16 protein-coding genes are annotated in these 19,779 nt (G+C 48.0%); 4 read left to right on the top strand and 12 right to left on the bottom strand.

Annotated features, from left to right (window positions below; genetic code table 11):
- Positions 1-58: 58 nt before the first annotated feature.
- The 11 genes from AAC052_RS24770 to AAC052_RS24720 form a co-directional block, all read right to left on the bottom strand.
- The gene (locus AAC052_RS24770) at positions 59-832 is read right to left on the bottom strand and encodes a heme ABC transporter ATP-binding protein (RefSeq protein WP_339815894.1); all 774 of its coding nucleotides are present in this window, start codon (positions 830-832) and stop codon (positions 59-61) included.
- A gap of 1 nt (position 833) precedes the next feature.
- Positions 834-1,877, bottom strand: coding sequence for an iron ABC transporter permease (locus AAC052_RS24765; RefSeq protein ID WP_339815893.1), 1,044 nt, complete (start codon positions 1,875-1,877; stop codon positions 834-836).
- Complete coding sequence (locus tag AAC052_RS24760; protein ID WP_317488040.1) at positions 1,861-2,739, bottom strand: ABC transporter substrate-binding protein; 879 nt, start codon at positions 2,737-2,739, stop codon at positions 1,861-1,863. Before AAC052_RS24760 ends, AAC052_RS24765 begins: the two co-directional genes overlap by 17 nt.
- Positions 2,740-2,797: 58 nt before the next feature.
- Positions 2,798-5,194 carry a TonB-dependent receptor gene (locus tag AAC052_RS24755; RefSeq protein ID WP_339815892.1) on the bottom strand — a complete coding sequence of 799 codons (2,397 nt, stop codon included), beginning with the start codon at positions 5,192-5,194 and terminating at the stop codon, positions 2,798-2,800.
- Positions 5,195-5,290: 96 nt separating this feature from the next.
- Positions 5,291-5,845: a hypothetical protein gene (locus AAC052_RS24750; protein ID WP_339815891.1), complete on the bottom strand. Its 555-nt coding sequence runs from the start codon at positions 5,843-5,845 to the stop codon at positions 5,291-5,293.
- Positions 5,846-6,101: 256 nt separating this feature from the next.
- On the bottom strand, positions 6,102-7,394 hold the full coding sequence (locus AAC052_RS24745) for a Gfo/Idh/MocA family oxidoreductase (protein ID WP_317488037.1): 1,293 nt from the start codon (positions 7,392-7,394) through the stop codon (positions 6,102-6,104).
- Positions 7,395-7,661: 267 nt separating this feature from the next.
- A complete protein-coding gene (locus AAC052_RS24740; RefSeq protein ID WP_339815890.1) occupies positions 7,662-9,905 on the bottom strand; it encodes a CehA/McbA family metallohydrolase in 2,244 nt (747 codons plus the stop codon).
- A 149-nt stretch (positions 9,906-10,054) separates the two neighbouring features.
- The gene (locus AAC052_RS24735) at positions 10,055-10,672 is read right to left on the bottom strand and encodes a M23 family metallopeptidase (protein WP_317488035.1); all 618 of its coding nucleotides are present in this window, start codon (positions 10,670-10,672) and stop codon (positions 10,055-10,057) included.
- Positions 10,673-10,691: 19 nt separating this feature from the next.
- Positions 10,692-12,509 carry a DUF885 domain-containing protein gene (locus AAC052_RS24730; RefSeq protein WP_339815889.1) on the bottom strand — a complete coding sequence of 606 codons (1,818 nt, stop codon included), beginning with the start codon at positions 12,507-12,509 and terminating at the stop codon, positions 10,692-10,694.
- 31 nt (positions 12,510-12,540) lie between these two features.
- Positions 12,541-13,527, bottom strand: a complete 987-nt coding sequence (locus tag AAC052_RS24725; protein WP_339815888.1) for an aldo/keto reductase — start codon at positions 13,525-13,527, stop codon at positions 12,541-12,543.
- A 102-nt stretch (positions 13,528-13,629) separates the two neighbouring features.
- Positions 13,630-14,436 (bottom strand): sialate O-acetylesterase, encoded by an 807-nt coding sequence (locus AAC052_RS24720; protein ID WP_339815887.1) that lies wholly within the window; start codon positions 14,434-14,436, stop codon positions 13,630-13,632.
- Positions 14,437-14,709: 273 nt separating this feature from the next.
- Here AAC052_RS24720 and AAC052_RS24715 point away from each other — a divergent pair, with 273 nt between their 5' ends.
- Positions 14,710-16,239, top strand: a complete 1,530-nt coding sequence (locus AAC052_RS24715) for a SulP family inorganic anion transporter (RefSeq protein ID WP_339815886.1) — start codon at positions 14,710-14,712, stop codon at positions 16,237-16,239.
- Positions 16,240-16,266: 27 nt separating this feature from the next.
- Here AAC052_RS24715 and AAC052_RS24710 read toward each other — a convergent pair whose 3' ends face one another.
- Positions 16,267-17,358, bottom strand: a complete 1,092-nt coding sequence (locus AAC052_RS24710) for a PAS domain-containing sensor histidine kinase (RefSeq protein ID WP_339815885.1) — start codon at positions 17,356-17,358, stop codon at positions 16,267-16,269.
- 395 nt (positions 17,359-17,753) lie between these two features.
- Here AAC052_RS24710 and AAC052_RS24705 point away from each other — a divergent pair, with 395 nt between their 5' ends.
- From AAC052_RS24705 to AAC052_RS24695, 3 genes are all read left to right on the top strand, one after another.
- Complete coding sequence (locus AAC052_RS24705) at positions 17,754-18,146, top strand: DUF1801 domain-containing protein (protein WP_339815884.1); 393 nt, start codon at positions 17,754-17,756, stop codon at positions 18,144-18,146.
- 155 nt (positions 18,147-18,301) lie between these two features.
- On the top strand, positions 18,302-18,673 hold the full coding sequence (locus AAC052_RS24700; RefSeq protein WP_339815883.1) for a VOC family protein: 372 nt from the start codon (positions 18,302-18,304) through the stop codon (positions 18,671-18,673).
- A 216-nt stretch (positions 18,674-18,889) separates the two neighbouring features.
- Positions 18,890-19,435 (top strand): pyridoxamine 5'-phosphate oxidase family protein, encoded by a 546-nt coding sequence (locus tag AAC052_RS24695; RefSeq protein WP_339815882.1) that lies wholly within the window; start codon positions 18,890-18,892, stop codon positions 19,433-19,435.
- Positions 19,436-19,779 lie beyond the last annotated feature (344 nt).

Here is a 19,779-nt window from a genome sequence, read left to right as displayed (position 1 = left end):
TAGTTGAAATTGGGTTGTCATCCTGAAAATGCGATGATAAGGTCACCTCATCCGAATGTCAAAAAAACAACTGCAGCTTACCATTATGAGAAGTTATGTCTGCCTCCATATGATAAGCTGCTTTAATATTTTCTATGGTCAGCACTTCTTTTTTCGATCCATCCGCTAAAATTTTGCCGTTGCACACCAGCACCACCTTATCGGCAAATCGGGCGGCCAGATTGAGGTCATGCACTACACCTACTACCACAATGTCCTGCTGCTTGATCAGCTCCATCACTTTGTACATGAAGTCGAACTGGTAGTATACATCGAGAAACGTTAATGGCTCGTCGAGAATGAGGTAGCGGCTGCCTTCTTTTGGCGGATACCAGATTTGTGCTACCACCCTGGCAAAATGCACCCGTTGCTTTTCGCCGCCACTGAGCGTTATGTAGTTTCGGTCGGCCATAGCGGCTACGTCAAAGAAGGTCATGGCTTCCTTGCAGGCGGTGAAATCCTTCTGCTCCGGCTGGCCGCTAAAATGCGGATAGCGGCCCATCATCACCACCTCTTCTACAGTCAGCGGAAAGGCGAGTTCGATATTTTGTGATAACACGGCTCGCCGTTGTGCCAGCGCAGCCACCGAAAACTTGTTGATGTCTTTCCCATCATAGGTGACCGTGCCCTGATCAGCTACATGCTGATTACACAATACCTTAATGAGGGTCGACTTGCCGGCTCCATTGGGGCCAATGATGAGGTTGAGCTTGGCCGGTTCAAACGCTACAGACACGTTATCGAGTAACGTCTTTGAGCCTATCTTGTATGTGATATCGGAAGCTGCTAGCATATCAAAAGAAGTAGTTTTTTCTCCGGAGGAGAATGATGAAAATCGGTACACCAACGACTGAGGTAACAATGCCAATGGGCAGCTCGGCGGGCCGAAGTACCATCCTTGCCGTGAGGTCGGCCAGGCTCAGAATGATGGCACCCAAAAGGGCGGAGTCCCGGATCAGCACCCGGTTGTCGGAGCCGCTGATCATGCGCAACAGATGAGGCACGATCAGTCCTACAAAGCTGATAACCCCGACAAAAGCGGTTGCCACAGCAATCATCACCACATTGATAGTGAGAATGGTCAGCTTCAATCTTCTGATATTGATGCCGAGGTACATGGCTTCTGTTTCTCCAATCATAAGGGCATTGAGGTGTTTGGAGTAGCGCATGGCCAGGCCGATGCAGCCGAACGTAGAAATACCAACGATGACCACCGAATGCCAGTTGGCACCAGACAGCGTACCCATGCCCCAGAAGGTAATCGACCGGGCCTGCGGGTCACGGGCGATGTAGGAGAGGAAGCCAACCCCGCTCATAAACAAGGCGTTGATGGCGATGCCAATCAGCAGTAGCACGACGACGGAGCTTTTGCCGGTTTCCTTTGATTCAGAAAGAAGAAAAACCATGTAAGTGGACGCTACCGCACCCGCCGATGCTGCCAATGGCAATGTCCATTCACCAGTATTGAATTGGAAGGTAGCACCCAGCACAAAATACAGGGCAGCTCCAAAGGCAGCTCCGCTGGACGTTCCGATAAGCCCTGGCTCTACAATGGGGTTACGAAACAAAGCTTGCATGAGTGTGCCGCCCACCGCCAGACTGGCCCCCACCAGCAGGCAAAGCAAAGCCCGGGGTAATCGTATATCCATGAAAATTCGCTCATTCAGAGGCATACTACTTGCGTCGGTATCGGCTCCGCTCAGATATTTGCCCAGCGAGGAGCTGATTTCATCAGAGCTGATATTGATGGCCCCAAACCTGGCAGAAAGAAAGGCTGTGATGGCCAGCAGTATCAGCAGAACGAGGAGGACGCCCCGCTTTTTAAAGTTGAGCTTCATCCTGATGAATTAGCTTTTGAAGCATCAGTACATTTTCCCCGGTTCTGGGGCCGATATACACCATGTCATGTTCTTCCACCCGATAAATTCTGTTGTTCTGTGCGGCTTTGGTGCCCGCAATGCCAGGCAGCTCCATGATCTTTTCTGAAGTTCCCAGTCTATCATAGCCAAAGTCGGTGAGGAGGATGACATCGGGGTTGGACGCAGCCACGACCTCAGCAGATAGCTGACGCATGCCCCTTTCGTCATCTACGGCCATTTTGGCGCCTGCCCAATTAATCATTTTGGCAGCGGTGCTTTTCTTCGTCATAACCAAAAATACGTTGGATGCCTGACCAAAATGGATTACCAGCACATTCAGTGAATCGGTATAATTGGCCGTGTTATCCAGCGCTAGTTTCATATCGGCGTCCAGTTTTTTGCAAAGCGAATCGGCCGTAGCTTCCTTGTGAAAATACTGGCCCATTTCCTTCATCAGTGCCTTGGTGCTTTCAATGTCTTCACCTTTGGTGTCAAACACTTTCATAGGGATTTTAAGATCCTCCAACTGTTTTACGACATGCTCAGGGCCGATATTATTGTCGTGAATGATGAGCGTAGGCTTGGCGGCCAGCACGCCCTCTGCACTCAAAGCCCGGTGGTAACCAACGGTTGGTAGCTCTGTGGCCTCAGGAGGGTAGGTGCTCGAGACATCTACTGCGGCGATGTCCTTCTCTGCTCCAAGTGCAAAAATGATCTCGGTGTACTGCTTGGCAATGCACACGATCCTTTCAGCGTTGTTTGTCTTTTTATCTTCATTGCCAAAGCGCCCACAGCCTGCAAGCAGGAGAGCGACAATGGCTACTAAGTATAGCTTTTTCATAGTTAATCGGGTTTAAAAAAGAGAGTAGCGGCGCTCTGGCTGCTACTCTTTAAATGGATTAGAAGGTGTATTTCAGGTTCACACCTCCAAAGAAATTGATTTCGTTGGGAGCTGGGATATAGGCGTCAGGAATCTGGTTTACAAACACCATTTGGTAGTACTGCTCTCCGGTGATGTTATTGGCACCGAAATAAGCATCCAAATTGAAGTGCCCGAAGGATTTCCTGAAGCCTGCTTTGATGTTCAGCAGGCTGTAGGCCTCTGTTTCATTCACTTCATCCGATGTGTAGAACATAGAACTACGGTAGTTGAAGTTCAAGTTTCCGTACAAGCCAGGCTTCGTATCTACATCTACGCCAAGATTGAACACCACGGGAGAAACGCCTGTGACCGCATTGCCGGAGTAGTCATTCACGATCGTGCTGTCCTGATTAACAACGCTTTTGCCTATTGTCTCATAGGTGAAATTGTCGTAGGTAAAGTGAGAGTAAGTCAAGTTAGCAAAAGGACGCAAGAGCTTCAGGACGCCGGTATTGGAACTCACTACGTTGTAGTTCACCAATACTTCAAGCCCTGTATTGTTCAGGCTACCGCCATTAACAATGTAAGAGTACAGTGTAGCAGTGTTCGACGGGTTCTGCACGGTTACATTGGTGAACTTGTCCTGGAATTTGGCATTGAAACCTGCGATTGTATAAAACAATCGGTTGTCCATCATGCTTCCTTTGGTGCCGATCTCGATCTGAGTGCCTTTCTCCGGCTCCAGGCCTGTGTTGAGCTGCCCCGTGGTTGAAATCAGGATATTGGAGCTAACCGGGGCCTTGTAACCTACCGAGTAAGACGCATACACCGAGGCCACTTTGCTGATCTTTTTATTGATGGCAAAGTTAGGTGATGCCAGCCCGTTATAGGTGTTTTCATAGGTTTTCAGCCTGGCATTCCCAGGGTGGTCGTTGGTAAGTCCCCAAAGTCGATCTTCCAGGCGCAGCTTCATGTTGCTGATGCCAATGCCTGCTGTGACGCTGATATCCGAAGGTAGCGACAAAGTCCACTGAGTAAAATAGGAGGAGGTGGAGCTTGTCGTCGCCTGATTGCTTCTGATAGCTGTAATGACATTGTAGCCACTCAGGTTGGTGCTGTCAGCGCCCATACCATAGCCAGCTGTAAAGGCCTCCATCTGCTGCATCTCCACGCCTGTAATGCCAGAAAGGGTTACGGCTTCAGATAGTTTGAACTGCTTGTCAAAAGTAGATCGGAAGCCATAATTCAGCGGGGTTTTGTCTGTCCAGCCTCCGGCAGAGCTGTTGTCCATTTCTTGTGCTGAACCGAACAAGGAAGTGGTGTTGGAAACATGGTCGTTGAAATGATAGGTGTGCCCGACGCCGGCTCTGAAGGTTTTAACTGCCGAATGCGCATTGTTGGCGATGTAGCGGCTGTTGCCGGAGTAGTCGAAAGTTTCATATTGTTCTTGCGTTAGCTCACCATTTCTCTCATCATAGCTGTCGCTAAAACCCAGGTATGAGGTCATGCTCTGCTTATCGTTCAGCACATAGTCTCCCATCATGTTCACGAAGTTCTTGTGCGACCTGGTGTGAGGCATAAATCCGTCATATTTCTGGTGTCCGTAGTTAATCAGAAACGATGACTTTTCGCCTCCGATGGCCAATCGGGTAGTGGAGCGCTGCAAACCGTAGCTTCCTACCATGAAGTCTTCTCCAATAGAGGTTTGGCCTTTTTCGGCTTTCTGTGTTTGCAGGTTCACAACGCCGGATATTGCCAGCCCATACAAAGTGCCCGATGGCCCTTTGCTCACCTCCAGGTTACTCACCGAGCCATAGTCAACATCATCCATCACTGTGATGCCCTCGGCGTCGGTAATCGGAATCCCGTTCAGATACATCTTCACCCCCTGAGAGTCGAAGTTACTGCTAATACCACGGAAGCCCATTCCGCTGCCGTAGCCTCTGATATTGATCTGCTGACCACCCGAGATCGTTCTTCTTTCCATAAACACACCGGGAACGCTGGTATTGATAGCGTCATCGAGAAAAAGGCCCGTTGACCGCTTAAGCTCCTGGCTGCCCAGCTTCACAATAGAGATGGGCTGCTCAAGTAGTGACCGGTTGGGGTTTGAAAGAGCCGTAACTTCCACTTCCTGGAGACTTTTTGTTGAAGAAATCAGTGAAATGACAAGCTCAGTGGCGCAGTCTGCTGTTTTTGAAAAGGTTTCATAGCCTACGTAGCTTACCCGAACGATGGCTGAACCTGCGCAATCAACCGAGAACTCTCCGTTGTCATTAGTGGTTGTTCTCCCTTTTCCGTCAATTTCAATAGTAGCAGCTGCCAGCGGAGCGTTGGTCGATGCATCAACCACCTTTCCTTTTAGCTGCCCATTCTGAGCCAATGACGCATACGTCACCAGCATACTCAATGTGAGTAAAAATATGTGTCTCATTATTTATCTGTTTGTTTGTTCTGAATAATCACAGGCATAGCACTCCTGTATCTTTGCTACAGAAAAGATGCAATACCCTCGTTCACTAAGAAATGGCTAAACAGATTTTGGGGGTGGGCCTACCAGTTCGATGCATGGTGAGGAATAGAAATGAGCAAATGATGAGTCGATGGTAGATTTTGGAACAAGTATCCCGTAGGTGAACAACTTTTCGGAGGCTGAAAATTTAAGTGACTTGACCGTTTTGGTGACCTTTCTTGTGGTTTTGCTAATGGGGCCACTGTCGTCGTCCATGTGTTTTCGCACCAGCTCGTCCAGCATCACAAGGTTGGTTTCTTTCACATCGTTGATGCAGAAGTAGTAAACCGAATCAGCTACTACTTCCCTGCGAACGATGTCGTACATTTGACCTTTGAAGCGGAATTCTCTTCCTTCTTCTTCCCACTCGAGGTTAGGTATTTGATCAACTGCGAAAGAGAGCTTGTGAAGCTTATCATCAGGTACTCCAGCCTCGATCTGCTCTTTTACTTCCCGTCGTATAATGAACTGCTGAACTTCGAATATGGTGCATATACCAAAATAATTGAACAGAAAGCTAAACAGGAATACGTAAGCACAGTTTCGCTTCGCTATGTCATTGGGAAATGTCATCTTTAGTTAGCTAAACTCCATTTTCTGCACCTGTGCCATTCAATTAGAAGCAATAAATGTAGGTCATTTCTCTCCGACATCTGAAGGCCATCCGGCGATTTGTTACAAGTGGACGTTGGGTGCAGTTCTTCGACACAATGGGTTGACAGATGGGGGTGCCATACTCCTGAAGACAGAGGCGAGGTAGTTAATTGCCATCTCCATGAAAGCACCGGAAAATCACTCTTCCGGTGCATGGGAACTTATGTCATCAACATTAAAACTTTCTGTAGGGTACTTCGAGCAACTTGTTGGCAGCTGCCTCATCGAACTTTTGGCCTTTGTTATTCCAATTCAGGGTTTGGTCAGGGAAGCGATTGGCAACAACACCCAAAAGGATGGCCTCCGTTAACCTGGCTGCGTATGAGAACGGCGCACTGGTCTTGTCTTTTCCAAGGCAGGCGTCCACAAACTGGTGGTAATGATCAGCTTTCGGAAGGTCTGGAAAATCAACTTTTTCGTATTTGCCCTCAACAATCAATTTAGGATAATCGATATGGGGCAAAAGTAGCCGGCCTTTTTCACCAATAAACATCGCACCCTGACTGGGAAGTTTGTCGTTACCTGGCATGGCAAGCTCTTCATGGCTGTCAGGCGCATCCACTCCGTCGTACCACACCCACTTGAAGTTGTCGGTGGTAAATTTTGTGGCAGGGAATTCGTACGTCACCACGTTCTTTTCCGGGTGGCCAAATCCCGTGGGTTTTCTGCAACTTGTGGTGACAGTTTTTGGTACATCAAGCGCTAATGCAGTGTAAGGGGTGTCGAAAATGTGAACGCCCATGTCGCCCAAGGTGCCACAGCCGTAATCCAGCATCTTTCTCCAGTTGCCAGGATGATAAAGGCCTTCCTTGTAGGCCCTTTCCGGTGCAGTGCCCAGCCAGAGGTTCCAGTCAAGTGTGGAAGGAACCGGGTCGCTACCCGTCGGTGCAGGGCCGTCGTATCCCCAGTTTTTGTTGGACCAGGCCCTGACAGTATTCACTTTTCCGATAATACCCGACTGAATTAATTCAACGGTTCCCCGGTATTGGTTCCATGAGTGAATTTGTATCCCCATTTGCGTGACCAACTTGTTGTCTTCTGCAAGTTTGCGCATAGCCCTGGCCTCCGACACATGGTGTGTCAATGGCTTTTGGCAATATACTGGTTTGCCCATTTGCATGGCCATGACCGAAGCAGGCGCATGTGTGTGGTCGGGCGTAGACACAATCACGGCATCAATGCTTTTGCCTATTTCATCAAAAAGCTTTCTGTAGTCGGTAAATGCTTTTGCCCCTTTGTGCAGTTTGTTGGCAGCGGCCAGGTTATTGGCATCCACGTCGCACAAGGCAGTTACATCCACCAGCTTGTGCGAGGAGATAGAGTCCAGATCGGCCATTCCCATACCACCCAGTCCGATGTGGGCAGTTCTCAATCGGTCGGCTTTTAGCTTTGCCCAGGACGAAGATGATAAAAAAGCTATTGAGGAGGCAGTGAGCGCAGTGTTTTTGAGGAAGAGTCTTCTTTTCATGAGAGTAAAATTTGTTTCAACACCCTAATTTTGGTTTTTTAATTGGTTTATCCATCATCAGGCCCGTCCAGTTATCAAATAATCGACTGTCTGGCACCAGGGCTGCTCTTTCGGTAAAAATTGAATGAATCGAGGTTAGGTGACCGGATACACGATAAAGCTTTCGTGTACATCTCTTGCAGGCGCATCGCCCAACTCCTCATGTATTGAGCGAAGTGTTTGCAGGTCATCTTGGTGAGAGTAAGCTTGTGTTCCTCAGGCTGGTGCCTACTCTATCTTCCTTCCCAGCCTCTCCGCCTTCTCAATTATTTTAGCATATACTGCTTTTCCTTTGTCAAGCTCTTCGAGAACAAGCTTCTTTTGGTCGGCTTCATAGAAAAGGCCTTTTGTTTCTACCCATTCGGCGAGCCGGTCGATGATGGCAATGAATCTTTGTGCCGGTTCGGCGTAGCCAGCGGGCCTGCCTTCAAAGTCTACATACACCGGATTTGAGTGAGCTCCGCCACACCTGATCGCCAGCCAGCCGGAGTCTTCCAGCGTAATTTTTGTAATCTTATCAGTAGTGCTGGCAATCATTTTGCCGTTGAAGACAATCTCTACGGGCACATTTCCTTTGGGAGTGAGCGCCTGTGTCATCACCTCAAAGGTTGCGGGCATTTTGCCAGCTTTCAACACACTTCCGGGCTGCTCGCCATTCACTGTGAAAAAGAGCATAGGGCCGTTGGTGATAAAGCTTTTTCCCTGTTGTAGCCCTTTTCGCCAGTTGTCTAATGTAAAGGGCTCGTCCTCCAGGTTCACATACACCCTTGGCGTATCTTTGATGATCCAGTCGGGGCCCGCAGTGGCGGGTATTCTGAAGCCACAATTGAGGATGTCGTACCAGATATCGAGCTGCCCGCCGTTGCCAGCTATTTCTGCCATTTGGATCTTGTCCAATGCAATATCAACCGGCATCTCAAATCCCGAGGAAGGCCAGGGCGTTTTGATTTGGTCTGTGCCTTTGAAGTTTCCAAAATGGGCGGCAATGGTGGTGGCGCCCTGCTCGATGGCTTCATCCAGAATATATGAATTGGGTGGATAATCAGGGCCACCCAGCTCACCTACAGCACCGGAGCTAATAGGTTGAATCAATTCATTCAACCCCAGAAAGGCCAGATGACCATAGGGGTTGTTTCGAAACTCTTCTCCATAGGTGATCAAATGCTCCGCTGTACTAAACGCCTTTCTTTCGCCCATGGGAAATTCGTTGGCATAAATGGCGTGGGTTTCCCATTCACCTTTCAGGGTGAGGATGGCCGACACATTGAGGTCTTCACTTTTGGAAATCAAAGGCCAGTATTTACTGAATTGAACTGGTATGCCCACGTCGGTGGTATGGATATGCGTTTGTCCTGAGTACCAACCCAACTCAGGCATGTTGATCCATCGTTCCATGGCTACTTCCACAACGCCATTTTCAGGTACTGCCACTGTCACCGGATTATACTCAAAGCCATGATAGACAGTGGCAGTTTTTCCCGCTGGTGGCACGCCTAGCTCCGCTTTGCCATCGATATAGAAGTATGGGCCTGGCTGATATTCCCAAAAAATGGACCTCCAGCCATCGTTTTCGTTTCGGCCTACAGCGTAGGAAGGCCCTTTAATGGGCGTCCAATAGCTTTTGTTTGCAGCGTCTTTCACCTCAATACGAGTGGCCAGTGGTTGGCCACTAAGCTTATCGGTAATCGTGAATTTGATTCCCTCTTTAAATGGGGCATGCCTTTTGGCGGGCGACCGCCCAGGCGCTGGAAGCACTACCTTGTACGCATTATTGGCAGGCAGCAGCGAAAATGGAGGATTCTGCATGGGGATACCCTGCATCCGTATGGTGGCTGACGCCTTGTTTCCAAGACTGTCGCTCATTTGGATGATTTGAGTCAATGCCTTCTCAGTGAGCGGCGTGCAAACGGCAAAGGTGTAGCCAATTGACTCCGGAGCCAGGGTGATGGTCTTATTCCAAAACAATATCTCATCGCTCAAATCGGCTTTCATGGCTAGTTTTGTGGCTACGCTTCGTCGATTTTCAATTTCGATAACCACTACTTTGAAATGCCCGACTTGCACATTTACTACCGGTGCTTCTGGCGTGCTTTTGACCGACTGATCAATCACTACATTTAACGAAGGACCTTTGCGGGCCATTCCGGCAAAGTAGGCTCGGCATTCTTCCAAAAGCTGCTTTTGCTTAGCTCTGGTTGCGCCTACTTGCTTCATAACCTTGCTGTCGACCATTGGCAAGTTTTGCTCATCGGTCAACTCACGAATCTTCCACGATGCCACCCTTAGCTCATCCCAGATATTGAATAACCTTGCCGCAGCGGGGTCGTCAACCCTCAGGAGTTGTATGGCCATGAGGTAGTCGTTCAATTCAGCCAGCACGGGGTCGGAGTGCCTGGGGTGGGCTTCCGTGGTAGAATTGGTGTTAAAACAAAAAACAAAAAGGAACAGTAGTACACGGGTAGGCTTTGCCATAGTTGAGAGATGCTTGACTTTGGGTGTTCAATAAAAATAGGAAAAATTGACGGACTCTCAGCCATCAGTTCTTCTAGTCGTCAGCGGTTCGCCCTGGATCAGCAGCATTAACAAAACGGCGACTCGGAAGCCATTGCTACAGCATTCGGTCATAACCGCTCGCTCAAAAACTCCAAAGGATGATGAAAGTACTTTCTCAAGTCCTCTCTGGTATAGCAAGCCAATGTATATGAGGAAAAATACCTTTCTGGTTTCGTTGTGTCTTTTTGGAGGGGAGTTGGTGCCACTTTCAATACTTCAAAATGAAAGTGGTCGAACTGCCAGCCATGTTTATCCAGCTCCATTGTGTTCATGAACCGTGCTATTGGTCTGTCGGGGGTTACTGGTTGATACAACTCTACTTCAACACCAGCGATATGCTCATATAGAGTCCAAAATTTTCCCTTTTCATCCTGATGTTCAATAATTAGTTGGGCATAAGGCCCGTCTGTCCGTTTGCTGATTACCACGCCTTCACTGATGGCAAAAATGGGTTCGCTGATATAGTTGTCTGAAGGTCTTTTGATATCAATGCCAGTGTGATAGTGCGCCGGAATGCCGGGTCTTTCTTTTCTCAGCAAGCCAAATTCGCCAATGTCGGTCAGCACTATGGAATTCGTTGAACTTCGGTTGATCGCTTTGAGCGGTATTAAAAGTTTGCCTACGTCACTGGGTAAAGCGAAGACTGATAGTAGTACAAACATACTGATATTAGATACTGTGACCATTGTTTCTATTATCAATCAGTTACCTTATTTTCTCAATCCAACCGTTGATTTTCTTTTCCAGAAGAACCAATGGCAAACTCCCTGAGTTTAACACCTGATTGTGAAACTCCCTGATGCTGAACTTGTCACCAAGGGTAGCCTCAGCCTTTTTTCTCAACTCCTGAATTTTCAGCTGGCCTATTTTGTAGGAAACAGCCTGACCGGGTGTGGCCATGTAGCGCTCGATAGACGCAATAATGGAGGCTTCGGATTCTGCTTCATTGTCGAGCGAATATTGGATCGCTTGCTCTCTCGTCCAGCCTTTGGCATGTATGCCCGTGTCGACAACTAGCCGGATCGCCCGGTGCATTTCCATGCTGAGCATGCCGAAATACTGGTAAGGGTCTTCATACAGCCCAAGCTCCTTACCCAGCGACTCGGCATACAAGGCCCAACCCTCCACAAACACACCCAGGCTCTCCGGGTGCAGAAACTCAGGCAGGTCAGCGTTTTCCTGCTGCAGCGAAAGCTGATAGTGGTGCCCCGGTACAGCTTCATGAAGAAACAGGGCCTCATCTGAAAACTTGTTGTAGCTTGTTACATCTGGGATGGGCACATAAAAGGTGCCTGGCCTCGTGGCATCTTTGCTGCCTGGCACATATTCTGCGCTGGCCGAGGCTTCCCGAAACGCTTCCGTTCTTCGCACGTCGAAAGTGGCTTTGGGCTTCAGGTCAAATACCTCCACCAGTCTGGCTTCGACACGTGTCCTTATTGTGTTGAAGCTGGCAATCACCTGCTCTGGTTCGGTGTAAGGCATTTGGCTTTTGCTGGTTCGCACATGCTCAAAAAAGGCCTTCATGTCGCCTTCAAAGCCGGTCGCAGCTTTCGCTTTTTCCATTTCAGCCAAAATCCTTTTTACTTCACTTTTACCCAGTTCATGAATCTCATCGGCCGTCAGGTTAGTGGTGGTGTGCAGCCGCAACAGGTAATTGTATGTTTCGGGACCATTGGGTAAAGCCCCAAGTCCGGAGGTCTCCATGCCAGCAGACAAATAGCTGTTCACGAGAAAGTCTTGCAGCTCTTTGTACTTCGGCTTGAGCTTGTTTTGAATGGCGTCGCTGTAGACGCTGGCGAGCCTTTCCTTTTCTTCTGACGAAAAGCTCTCAGGCATCTGGCGAATAGGGGCGTAGTACAAGTGCTCGGATAGCGGGTCGTTGATAAAGCCATCCAGTTGAGGAATGGTTTTCTTAATAAGGGTTTTGGGAGGCACGATGCCCGTGGCGATTCCCTCTCTCATCTTTACCACACAGGTGTCCAAAAAGGGCAGGTACGCATCGATCCGTTTCAGCCAGTTGTCATAATCTTTCACTGTATTAAACGGCTGAACGCTTTGCCCCCCGGCTAGCTGCGAAAAGTAAAGGTGCAGCGACTGGATTTGAAGGATGGGCATCAGTTCGAAGTTGGGCAGGTTGTAAATAGGCGATGCCATGGTCACAATTGTATTGGTGAGGCCCTCTCGTTTGATCTTACAATCCCAGGCCATCACCTGCATGCTCATCCATTGCGACGGGCTCACCATGGTGGAGTCGAATTCACTAAGGGCCTCCAGAAAATTGGTGTAGTTCTCTATAAGGTCTGCCTGGTAGTCGTCAGCAATGAAGTTGGCTACCTTGTCGTTGTATTCAGATTCACCTGCTTTGGTGGCTTCTATGGGGTTGATCCGAAGCTTGAATTGATTGTACGCTTCAAAAAGGCTGTCGATGGCAGGGTTGGGGCCTGGTGGCTGAGTGGGTTTCGGGCTTGAGCAGCTGCCAGCTATTAGCAACATTGCGAAAAAACAGGCATTAATTGACTTCATAAAGTTGATTTAGTGCTTCGGAAATGGGTACTCACCACAATTGGTGCACCTCTTTTTTGATGTATGCTTCATAAATTTTGTTCATCGCCATTACCTGCGCTGTTGTAAGTGGCGGCGTGTCGTAGGTGGATAAATTGGACAACACCTGCTCAACCTTCGATGCGCCGGGAATAATGCAGCTTACTTCCTCAAAGCCAAGTATCCACCGGAGAGCAATGGGTGCCAGATTGGTCACGCCCGGAAATAGTGCCTTCAGTTCATCGACGGCTTTCAAGCCCAGGTCATAGTCGATACCCGAAAAAGTCTCTCCTTTGTCGAATTTTTCCCCATTCCTATTGAAGTTTCGGTGATCTCCCGAATCGAAAGTTGTTTTTGCATGGTAGGTGCCGGTGAGCAAGCCGCTGGCCAGCGGAACCCTCACAATGATGCCCACATTCCTTCTTTTAGCTTCTTTGAAAAACAGCTTTGAAGGCCTCTGACGAAACAGGTTGAAGATGATCTGCACGGTAGCCACATTGTCGTACTCAATGGCTTTCAACGCTTCTTCCACTTTTTCAACGCTGACGCCCAAATTAAGAATCTTCCCCTGCTCTTTCAGTCGCTCAAACAGCTCAAATATTTCGGGGCGATAGTAGACCTCAGTAGGGGGGCAGTGCAGCTGGATCAAATCCAGCGCTTCCAGGCCTGTTCGCCTGAGGCTATCTTCCACAAACTTCTGGAGCACTTTAGGCTGATAGCCTTCGCTAGTGTGCGGGCTGATTTGTCTGCCGCATTTGCTGGCTACGTAAATGCGTTCTGATCGGGAACGAACTACCCGACCTACAGCCGTTTCACTCAGGCCGTTCTCGTATACATCGGCTGTGTCAATGAAGTTAACACCCCGATCAATAGCCGTGTTGATGATTTTGTCAGCTTCGGCATCGCTAAATGGCGAGCCCCATTTACCACCCACTTGCCAGGTGCCAAGCGAGATTTCTGAGATATTGAAGTTGGTTTTATCTAAAGTTCTGTAGTTCATCTATTGTCATTAAATTCGTTTCATTTTTTTACTTATAGTCACTTTTTTGCCGAGGTTAATTTTCCAGTCCACCCTTTAGGGTAGGGGTATTGGTTGGAAAATTCACCCTCCAGAAGCTGATTTAGTCAGATTCAAATAACCCTCCGCAAATCGTTTCCCAATTTCCCTTTGCCCCTGCGAATTGAAGTGTATGGTGTCTCCCTTGTGAATCAAATCCTGTGTACTAATCACCGATACATTTTTGTCGCTAGCAGCATACTCGTGAATCGCTCTGTTCACCATCTGCCAATAGTCATTGTTGTTGGAATAGCTGCCAAGCTCGCCCATTAACACTGGCAATGAATCGTTTTGAACGATGGATCGGAAAGTGCTCAACAGCTGGGGAATTTTGCTCGGATAGGCTTCAATTGACCTATCGTTAGCGTCGCTTTCTCCCTGATGCCAGAGAATGGCTTTTATTTCTCCGTGCTGCCTTCCAATCGCCACCTTTTTTTTGAAGTTCGAGAGAAGCTTTACGTTGCGATACAGAGAGTCGCCCAGCCATTGCGACATGGCGCTTCCACCAACAGCAGTTGGTATGATCATGATGGTGTCGTTTCCTGGGAGTTCAAACAGAAGGGTTTTGGCAAAAGACAAGCCGCAGTCGAGGCCCACCCTGCTTGGTTCGTAAAAGTGCAGCGGCTCTTTGGCTTTGATTACGTTACCCAGCGAATCTATTGTCAGTATCCTGGGGTTAGTTACCGTATCCTGCGGCTCCACAACGCCCCGTCCTGCCATGTTCGACTGGCCCGCCATGATAAAAACCCAGGTTTTGCTCTCGTTTGATGTCTTGTCGCTTTGTTCTCTGCAGCCGAGGAAGCAGCCGAGGAAGAAACAGAGCAGGGCTGTTTTTAAAGATAGTAGTTTCATAGTTGAATAGGATCAGGTAAATCACAATATACACAAAGTGCCTGCTTTGCACCGACAAGAGGGCATATAAGCGGTAGCTATGCAAAATAAGCCGATGTATTTTCAAACCCAATGATTCGTTTGCATCGGATTATCCCTACCTTTGCAGTCCGAAAATGAATAGAGGGCAAGCCAACAACCTGCTTAACGCCCATCCATAAATTCCGAATACAATATATTGATTTCCTCCTGGGGCCACTATTCCCTGAGTGAAAAGCCATTTATCAAACTTTAATGAAAAAGTATTTTAACCTATTCGACCTCTCACAAAAGGTCAACTATAAAACTGAAATTTTATCAGGTCTTACGGTGGCTATGGCCCTCGTGCCTGAGGCTGTTGCGTTTGCTTTGATTGCAGGGCTGTCTCCCCTCACAGGACTTTACGCTGCATTTGTCATGGGCCTGATTACGTCCATTTTCGGCGGAAGACCGGGCATGATTTCTGGTGCCACAGGAGCAGTAGCCGTAGTGATAGTTTCGCTGGTGGTGTCTCACGGAGTAGAATATGTTTTTGCCACGGTGATCCTGGCTGGCATTATTCAGCTGGCCGCTGGCACGCTCCGTCTCGGCAAGTTCATGCGCCTGGTACCTCACCCGGTTATTTTTGGTTTTGTGAATGGCCTGGCCATCATCATTTTCATGTCGCAGCTGGCGCAATTCAAAGATGACGCAGGCAACTGGTTGTCGGGTAGCCAACTGTACATATTCCTTGGGTTCGTGTTATTGACTATGCTCGTCATTTGGGGGCTGCCCCGGCTGACGAAAGCCGTTCCAGCCGCTTTAACCGCCCTTCTTTTGGTATTTGGCATCGTTTATTTCTTTGGCATCGACACCAAGACGGTCGGCGATATTGCTTCCATCCAGGGCGGCTTTCCCCCATTTCACCTGCCTTCAGTTCCTTTTACCCTCGAAACGCTAGCCATCATTTTTCCCTATGCCGCTATAGTGGCAGGCGTAGGGCTGATCGAAAGCTTGCTTACGCTTAACATTGTTGATGAAATAACCGAAACAAGGGGCAGGGGAAACAAGGAAGCAGTGGCCCAGGGCACTGCCAATATCCTTTCCGGCTTGTTTTCCGGCATGGGCGGCTGTGCCATGATTGGCCAAAGCCTTATCAACGTTTCTTCAGGTGCCAGGGCCCGTTTGTCGGGCATTGTGGCGGCTGTGATGTTGCTGGTGTTTATCATGTTTGGCGCAGGCCTAGTTGAAAAGCTGCCCATGGCGGCACTTACCGGCTTGATGATCATGGTGTCGATTGGCACGTTTGAGTGGGCCAGCCTGAGGACTTTCAACAAAATGCCCAAGTCCGATATTTTTGTGATGGTAATGGTGACGCTCGTCACTGTGTTTCTGCACAACCTTGCCCTGGCGGTGCTGGTGGGTGTAGTCATTGCTGCACTTGTTTTTGCCTGGGACAACGCCAAGCGAATCAGAGCCAGAAAGAGCATCGACGCTGAAGGAGTAAAGCACTACGAAATATATGGCCCCCTGTTCTTTGGCTCGGTGGCTGCTTTCAATGAAAAATTTGATGTGGCCAACGACCCCGACGAGGTCATTATCGATTTTGCCGAGAGCCGGGTGGTGGATATGTCGGCCATAGAGGCCCTCAACAAAATTACGGAGCGCTACCAGAAAGTGGGCAAAAAGCTGCACTTGAAGCACCTGAGCCCCGACTGCAAACAACTGCTGCAAAATGCCGATCAGCTGATTGATGTGAATGTGATGGAAGATCCGACCTACAAAGTGGCTGTGGATACCATTTGAGGTGGAGGCGAGGTGATTTTTACCATTTCACTCGTTGAATGAAATGGTAAACTTAGTCCCCTTATTGACTTCACTTGCTACTTCGATGCTTCCGCCGAGACTTGTTACATGGCTATGCACCAGGTAGAGGCCGATGCCCTTGCTGTCGCTGTGGTTGTGAAAGCGCTGGTGTAGCCCGAATATCTTCCCTTTTACTTTGCTCATGTCAAAACCAAGCCCATTGTCTGCGAAAACAAGTTGGATGGCATTGTGCGACCTGATACTCGAAATGGAGATCACCGGTGCCACATCGAGCCTCCGGTACTTGATCGAATTGGTAATAAGATTGAGAAAGATGCTTTCCAGGTAGGCCCTGTTAAATCTGATGTGGGTTGCTTCCGAAAAGTCAATTTCAAATTGAGCGTTGGCGTTTTTCGCCAAAGAATTGATAGAGTTGACTACAGTGCTCAACACTTGCTTCAGGTCGAGTTCTTCAATCGGAGCAACCTGGCTCTCTTTTTGGCTTATAATGTTCAGGTAGTCGTTGAGTGTTTGATTGAGGTTCTCTGTAGCAGACTTAAGGATAGGAATTAGCTCAAGAGCAACTTTACTCTGAATATTTGAGTTCCCCAACAGATCAACTATCGTAAGGAGGTTGTTGACCGGAGACCTCAGGTCATGTGAGGTCGTGTAATTTAGTTGCTTCAGGTCCTTGTTTGCCTCGGCGAGGTCAGCCAGCAGTGCCTCTCTTCCTTCTTCTATCCTTTTCTTGTGGGTGATGTTTTTTGCAATAGCATAAACGAGTTGCTTCGAATCGTAGGGCATCGAATTCCAGGAAAGCCAAACCACTTCCCCACCTTTCGTTACATATCGGTTCTCGAAATCCAGCAGCGGAACATTCTTTAAAAGCGCATCCCGGTGGACTTTTGTTTGATGCCTGTCTTCATGGTAGATAAAATCGCTGATGGGCCTTGCCAATAGTTCTTCCTGGCTGTATCCCAGTAGCTTGCACACGGCAGGGTTTATTCTTCTGAAGTAGCCGTCGTATCCGGCAATGCACAGCAAATAAGGAGATAGTTCAAAAAAGGGATCTAGCCTAAACGCTTCTTCGATATTGTTTCCTTCGCTCACCTGCCGCATCCTTATCTACCAAAAATTTTGTGAGTATAACCATTTTCACTGGCTATTGCCAAGTGCTTTAAGTCTGAGGAGGGATGTTCTTATGTCAATGACAATGAAAGAGTAGTAACGGTATGGTCAGAAATGCCTGCATCGAGTACAACGATCTTTGCTTTGTTAGGTGTGTTTAAAAGTGGGCAAGGTGGAGGAGGAGGTAGGGGACTGTTGTTACACTGCTGTGCATTTTTTTGCTGATCGTCATCTTAGGTAGCTGCTGTCCCGACCTTGATCTTAGACCTTGGAATTGCTGTTGTTAAGAGATATGTTTATGTAGGGCTGGGGAAAAAAAAACCCTTGTGGTCTATTGTGCTTCCAGAAAGGAGACGAATGCTCGTCTAATCGAATTTTTTGAAAGTATGAATGCAGGGATAAAATCGTATAACGAAAGCCAAGCGGCAGTTGACAACGAAATCTGCGACTTGCTTGCCACCATAATCGACAGCGTTTTGACGGAGGCCGAAAGCAAAATCTGGCATGCTCATCCTGTTTGGTTTTTGGAAGGCAATCCGATTGTGGGGTACAGCAAGCAAAAGAAGGGGATGCGGCTGATGTTTTGGAGCGGAGCTGATTTTGAAGAAGAGGATTTAGCTGTAAGAGGTGAGAAGTTCAAAGACGCATCTATTTTTTACGAAGCCGTTGAAGAAATCGATGTAACTAAATTGCAGCGATGGCTCGGAAAGTCCAGAGAAATTCAGTGGGACTATAAAAACATAGTCAAGCGAAAAGGCAAGCTGGAGCGATTGAAGTGATAACCTGAAAATTTTAATAATATGAAATAGCCATAAGGAATACCCTACCCAGCGGACCGGCGTGGAACGATGAATAAAGTCGGAGAACAGTCGACTATCGCTTCCAAAAGGTTTTGGCTATTCCATGTGGCCGTTGAAAAACAAATTTTACACATATGAAACTAGGTGCATTCTCAGTAAGTCTTAGTGTCAGGGACCTAAGGGCTTCAAAACAGTTTTATGAAAAACTCGGATTTACTGTCTTAGGGGGCGATGTCGAGAAAAACTACCTCATCATCAAAAATGAGAATGCACTGATCGGACTGTTTCAGGGCATGTTTGAAGGCAATATTTTGACGTTTAACCCAGGCTGGGACGAAAATGGCAAAGACATAGCAAGCTTCGATGACATCAGAGAAATTCAGCAACACCTGAAAGGTGAGAGCATTGAAACGGGGAAGGAAATTGACCCCAAAACGTCCGGCCCGGCCAGCATGATGGTCACCGATCCCGATGGCAATGTGATTTTGATTGACCAGCATCGCTAGCGTATTGCCCATGTTGCGGAAGACAATTCAGAAGTGAAAGCTAGTGTCGGCTGAACCCCTGGGGGATCTTCCTAGGTTATCCAGGGTGTCTCGATCCACGAGGCAGGGCCTCCTCACCCTAAAACGACCTACTTTCAGCTCAGAAATTTACCAGAAATCGATACCTTCATCACCCGATAGGCGGGGACATCCGCTTGCGGCAGTAATTAGAAAAGAATGGGGAAGAGATTAGATGCCATCACACCAGAATTGAAGACATTCATTGAGAATCAAAAAATATTTTTTGTGGGGACTGCGGCCGGGGAAGGCCGGGTGAACATATCCCCCAAGGGTACCGATGCCTTTCGGGTGTTGGATGACAACAAAATTATTTGGCTCAACTTAACAGGAAGCGGAAACGAAACAGCCGCTCATTTATTGAAGAATGATAGAATGACGGTTATGTTCTGTGCATTTGAAGGGAAGCCTTTGATTCTCAGGCTTTATGGAAACGCTAAGATCTATCATAAACGAGACAGCAAATTCCAGGAATATATCGGTCAGTTTCCTGAAAACACGGGCTCCAGGCAAATCATTGAAATGCATGTCGATTTGGTGCAAACGTCGTGCGGATTTGCCGTGCCGTATATGGATTTCAAGGAAGAGCGAACTATCTTAAACGACTGGTCTACAAAGCAAGGAACTGAGGGAATTGAAGACTACTGGAAGAATAGAAATACTGAGAGTATCGATGGATTTGAAACGGGGATACTTAGAGAGTAGCATCGCATAGTTGATACGGTCGCTCTTCGGGATTTTTAATCTGTTCGGAGAAACCCCGAAGGCGCAGTAGTATCTCTGATCCGAATAAGAAAAACTACAAGTAGCCCCCGACACACTAAGGTTAGCAAATGCATAGCTCGGCAATTGATATACATCCGTTTGGATTGATCATCTCCTACAAGAAGTGGTTCAAGACACCACGATTGATTTTCAAATCGCAAGGGTAGTGTGGACGATGTTTGCTAAATGCTTTGGGTAAACCACTACAGCATTGCCGCTTAGTTTGAAATTTTATAAATTTGTGTGTGGGAGATCATAACACGATAGAAGAATTCTTGAAAGAG

Origin of the sequence: uncultured Imperialibacter sp. (assembly GCF_963974565.1) — a bacterium.
Classification (GTDB): Bacteria; Bacteroidota; Bacteroidia; order Cytophagales; family Cyclobacteriaceae; genus Imperialibacter; species Imperialibacter roseus.
This window is presented reverse-complemented; position numbering and strand designations above follow the sequence as displayed.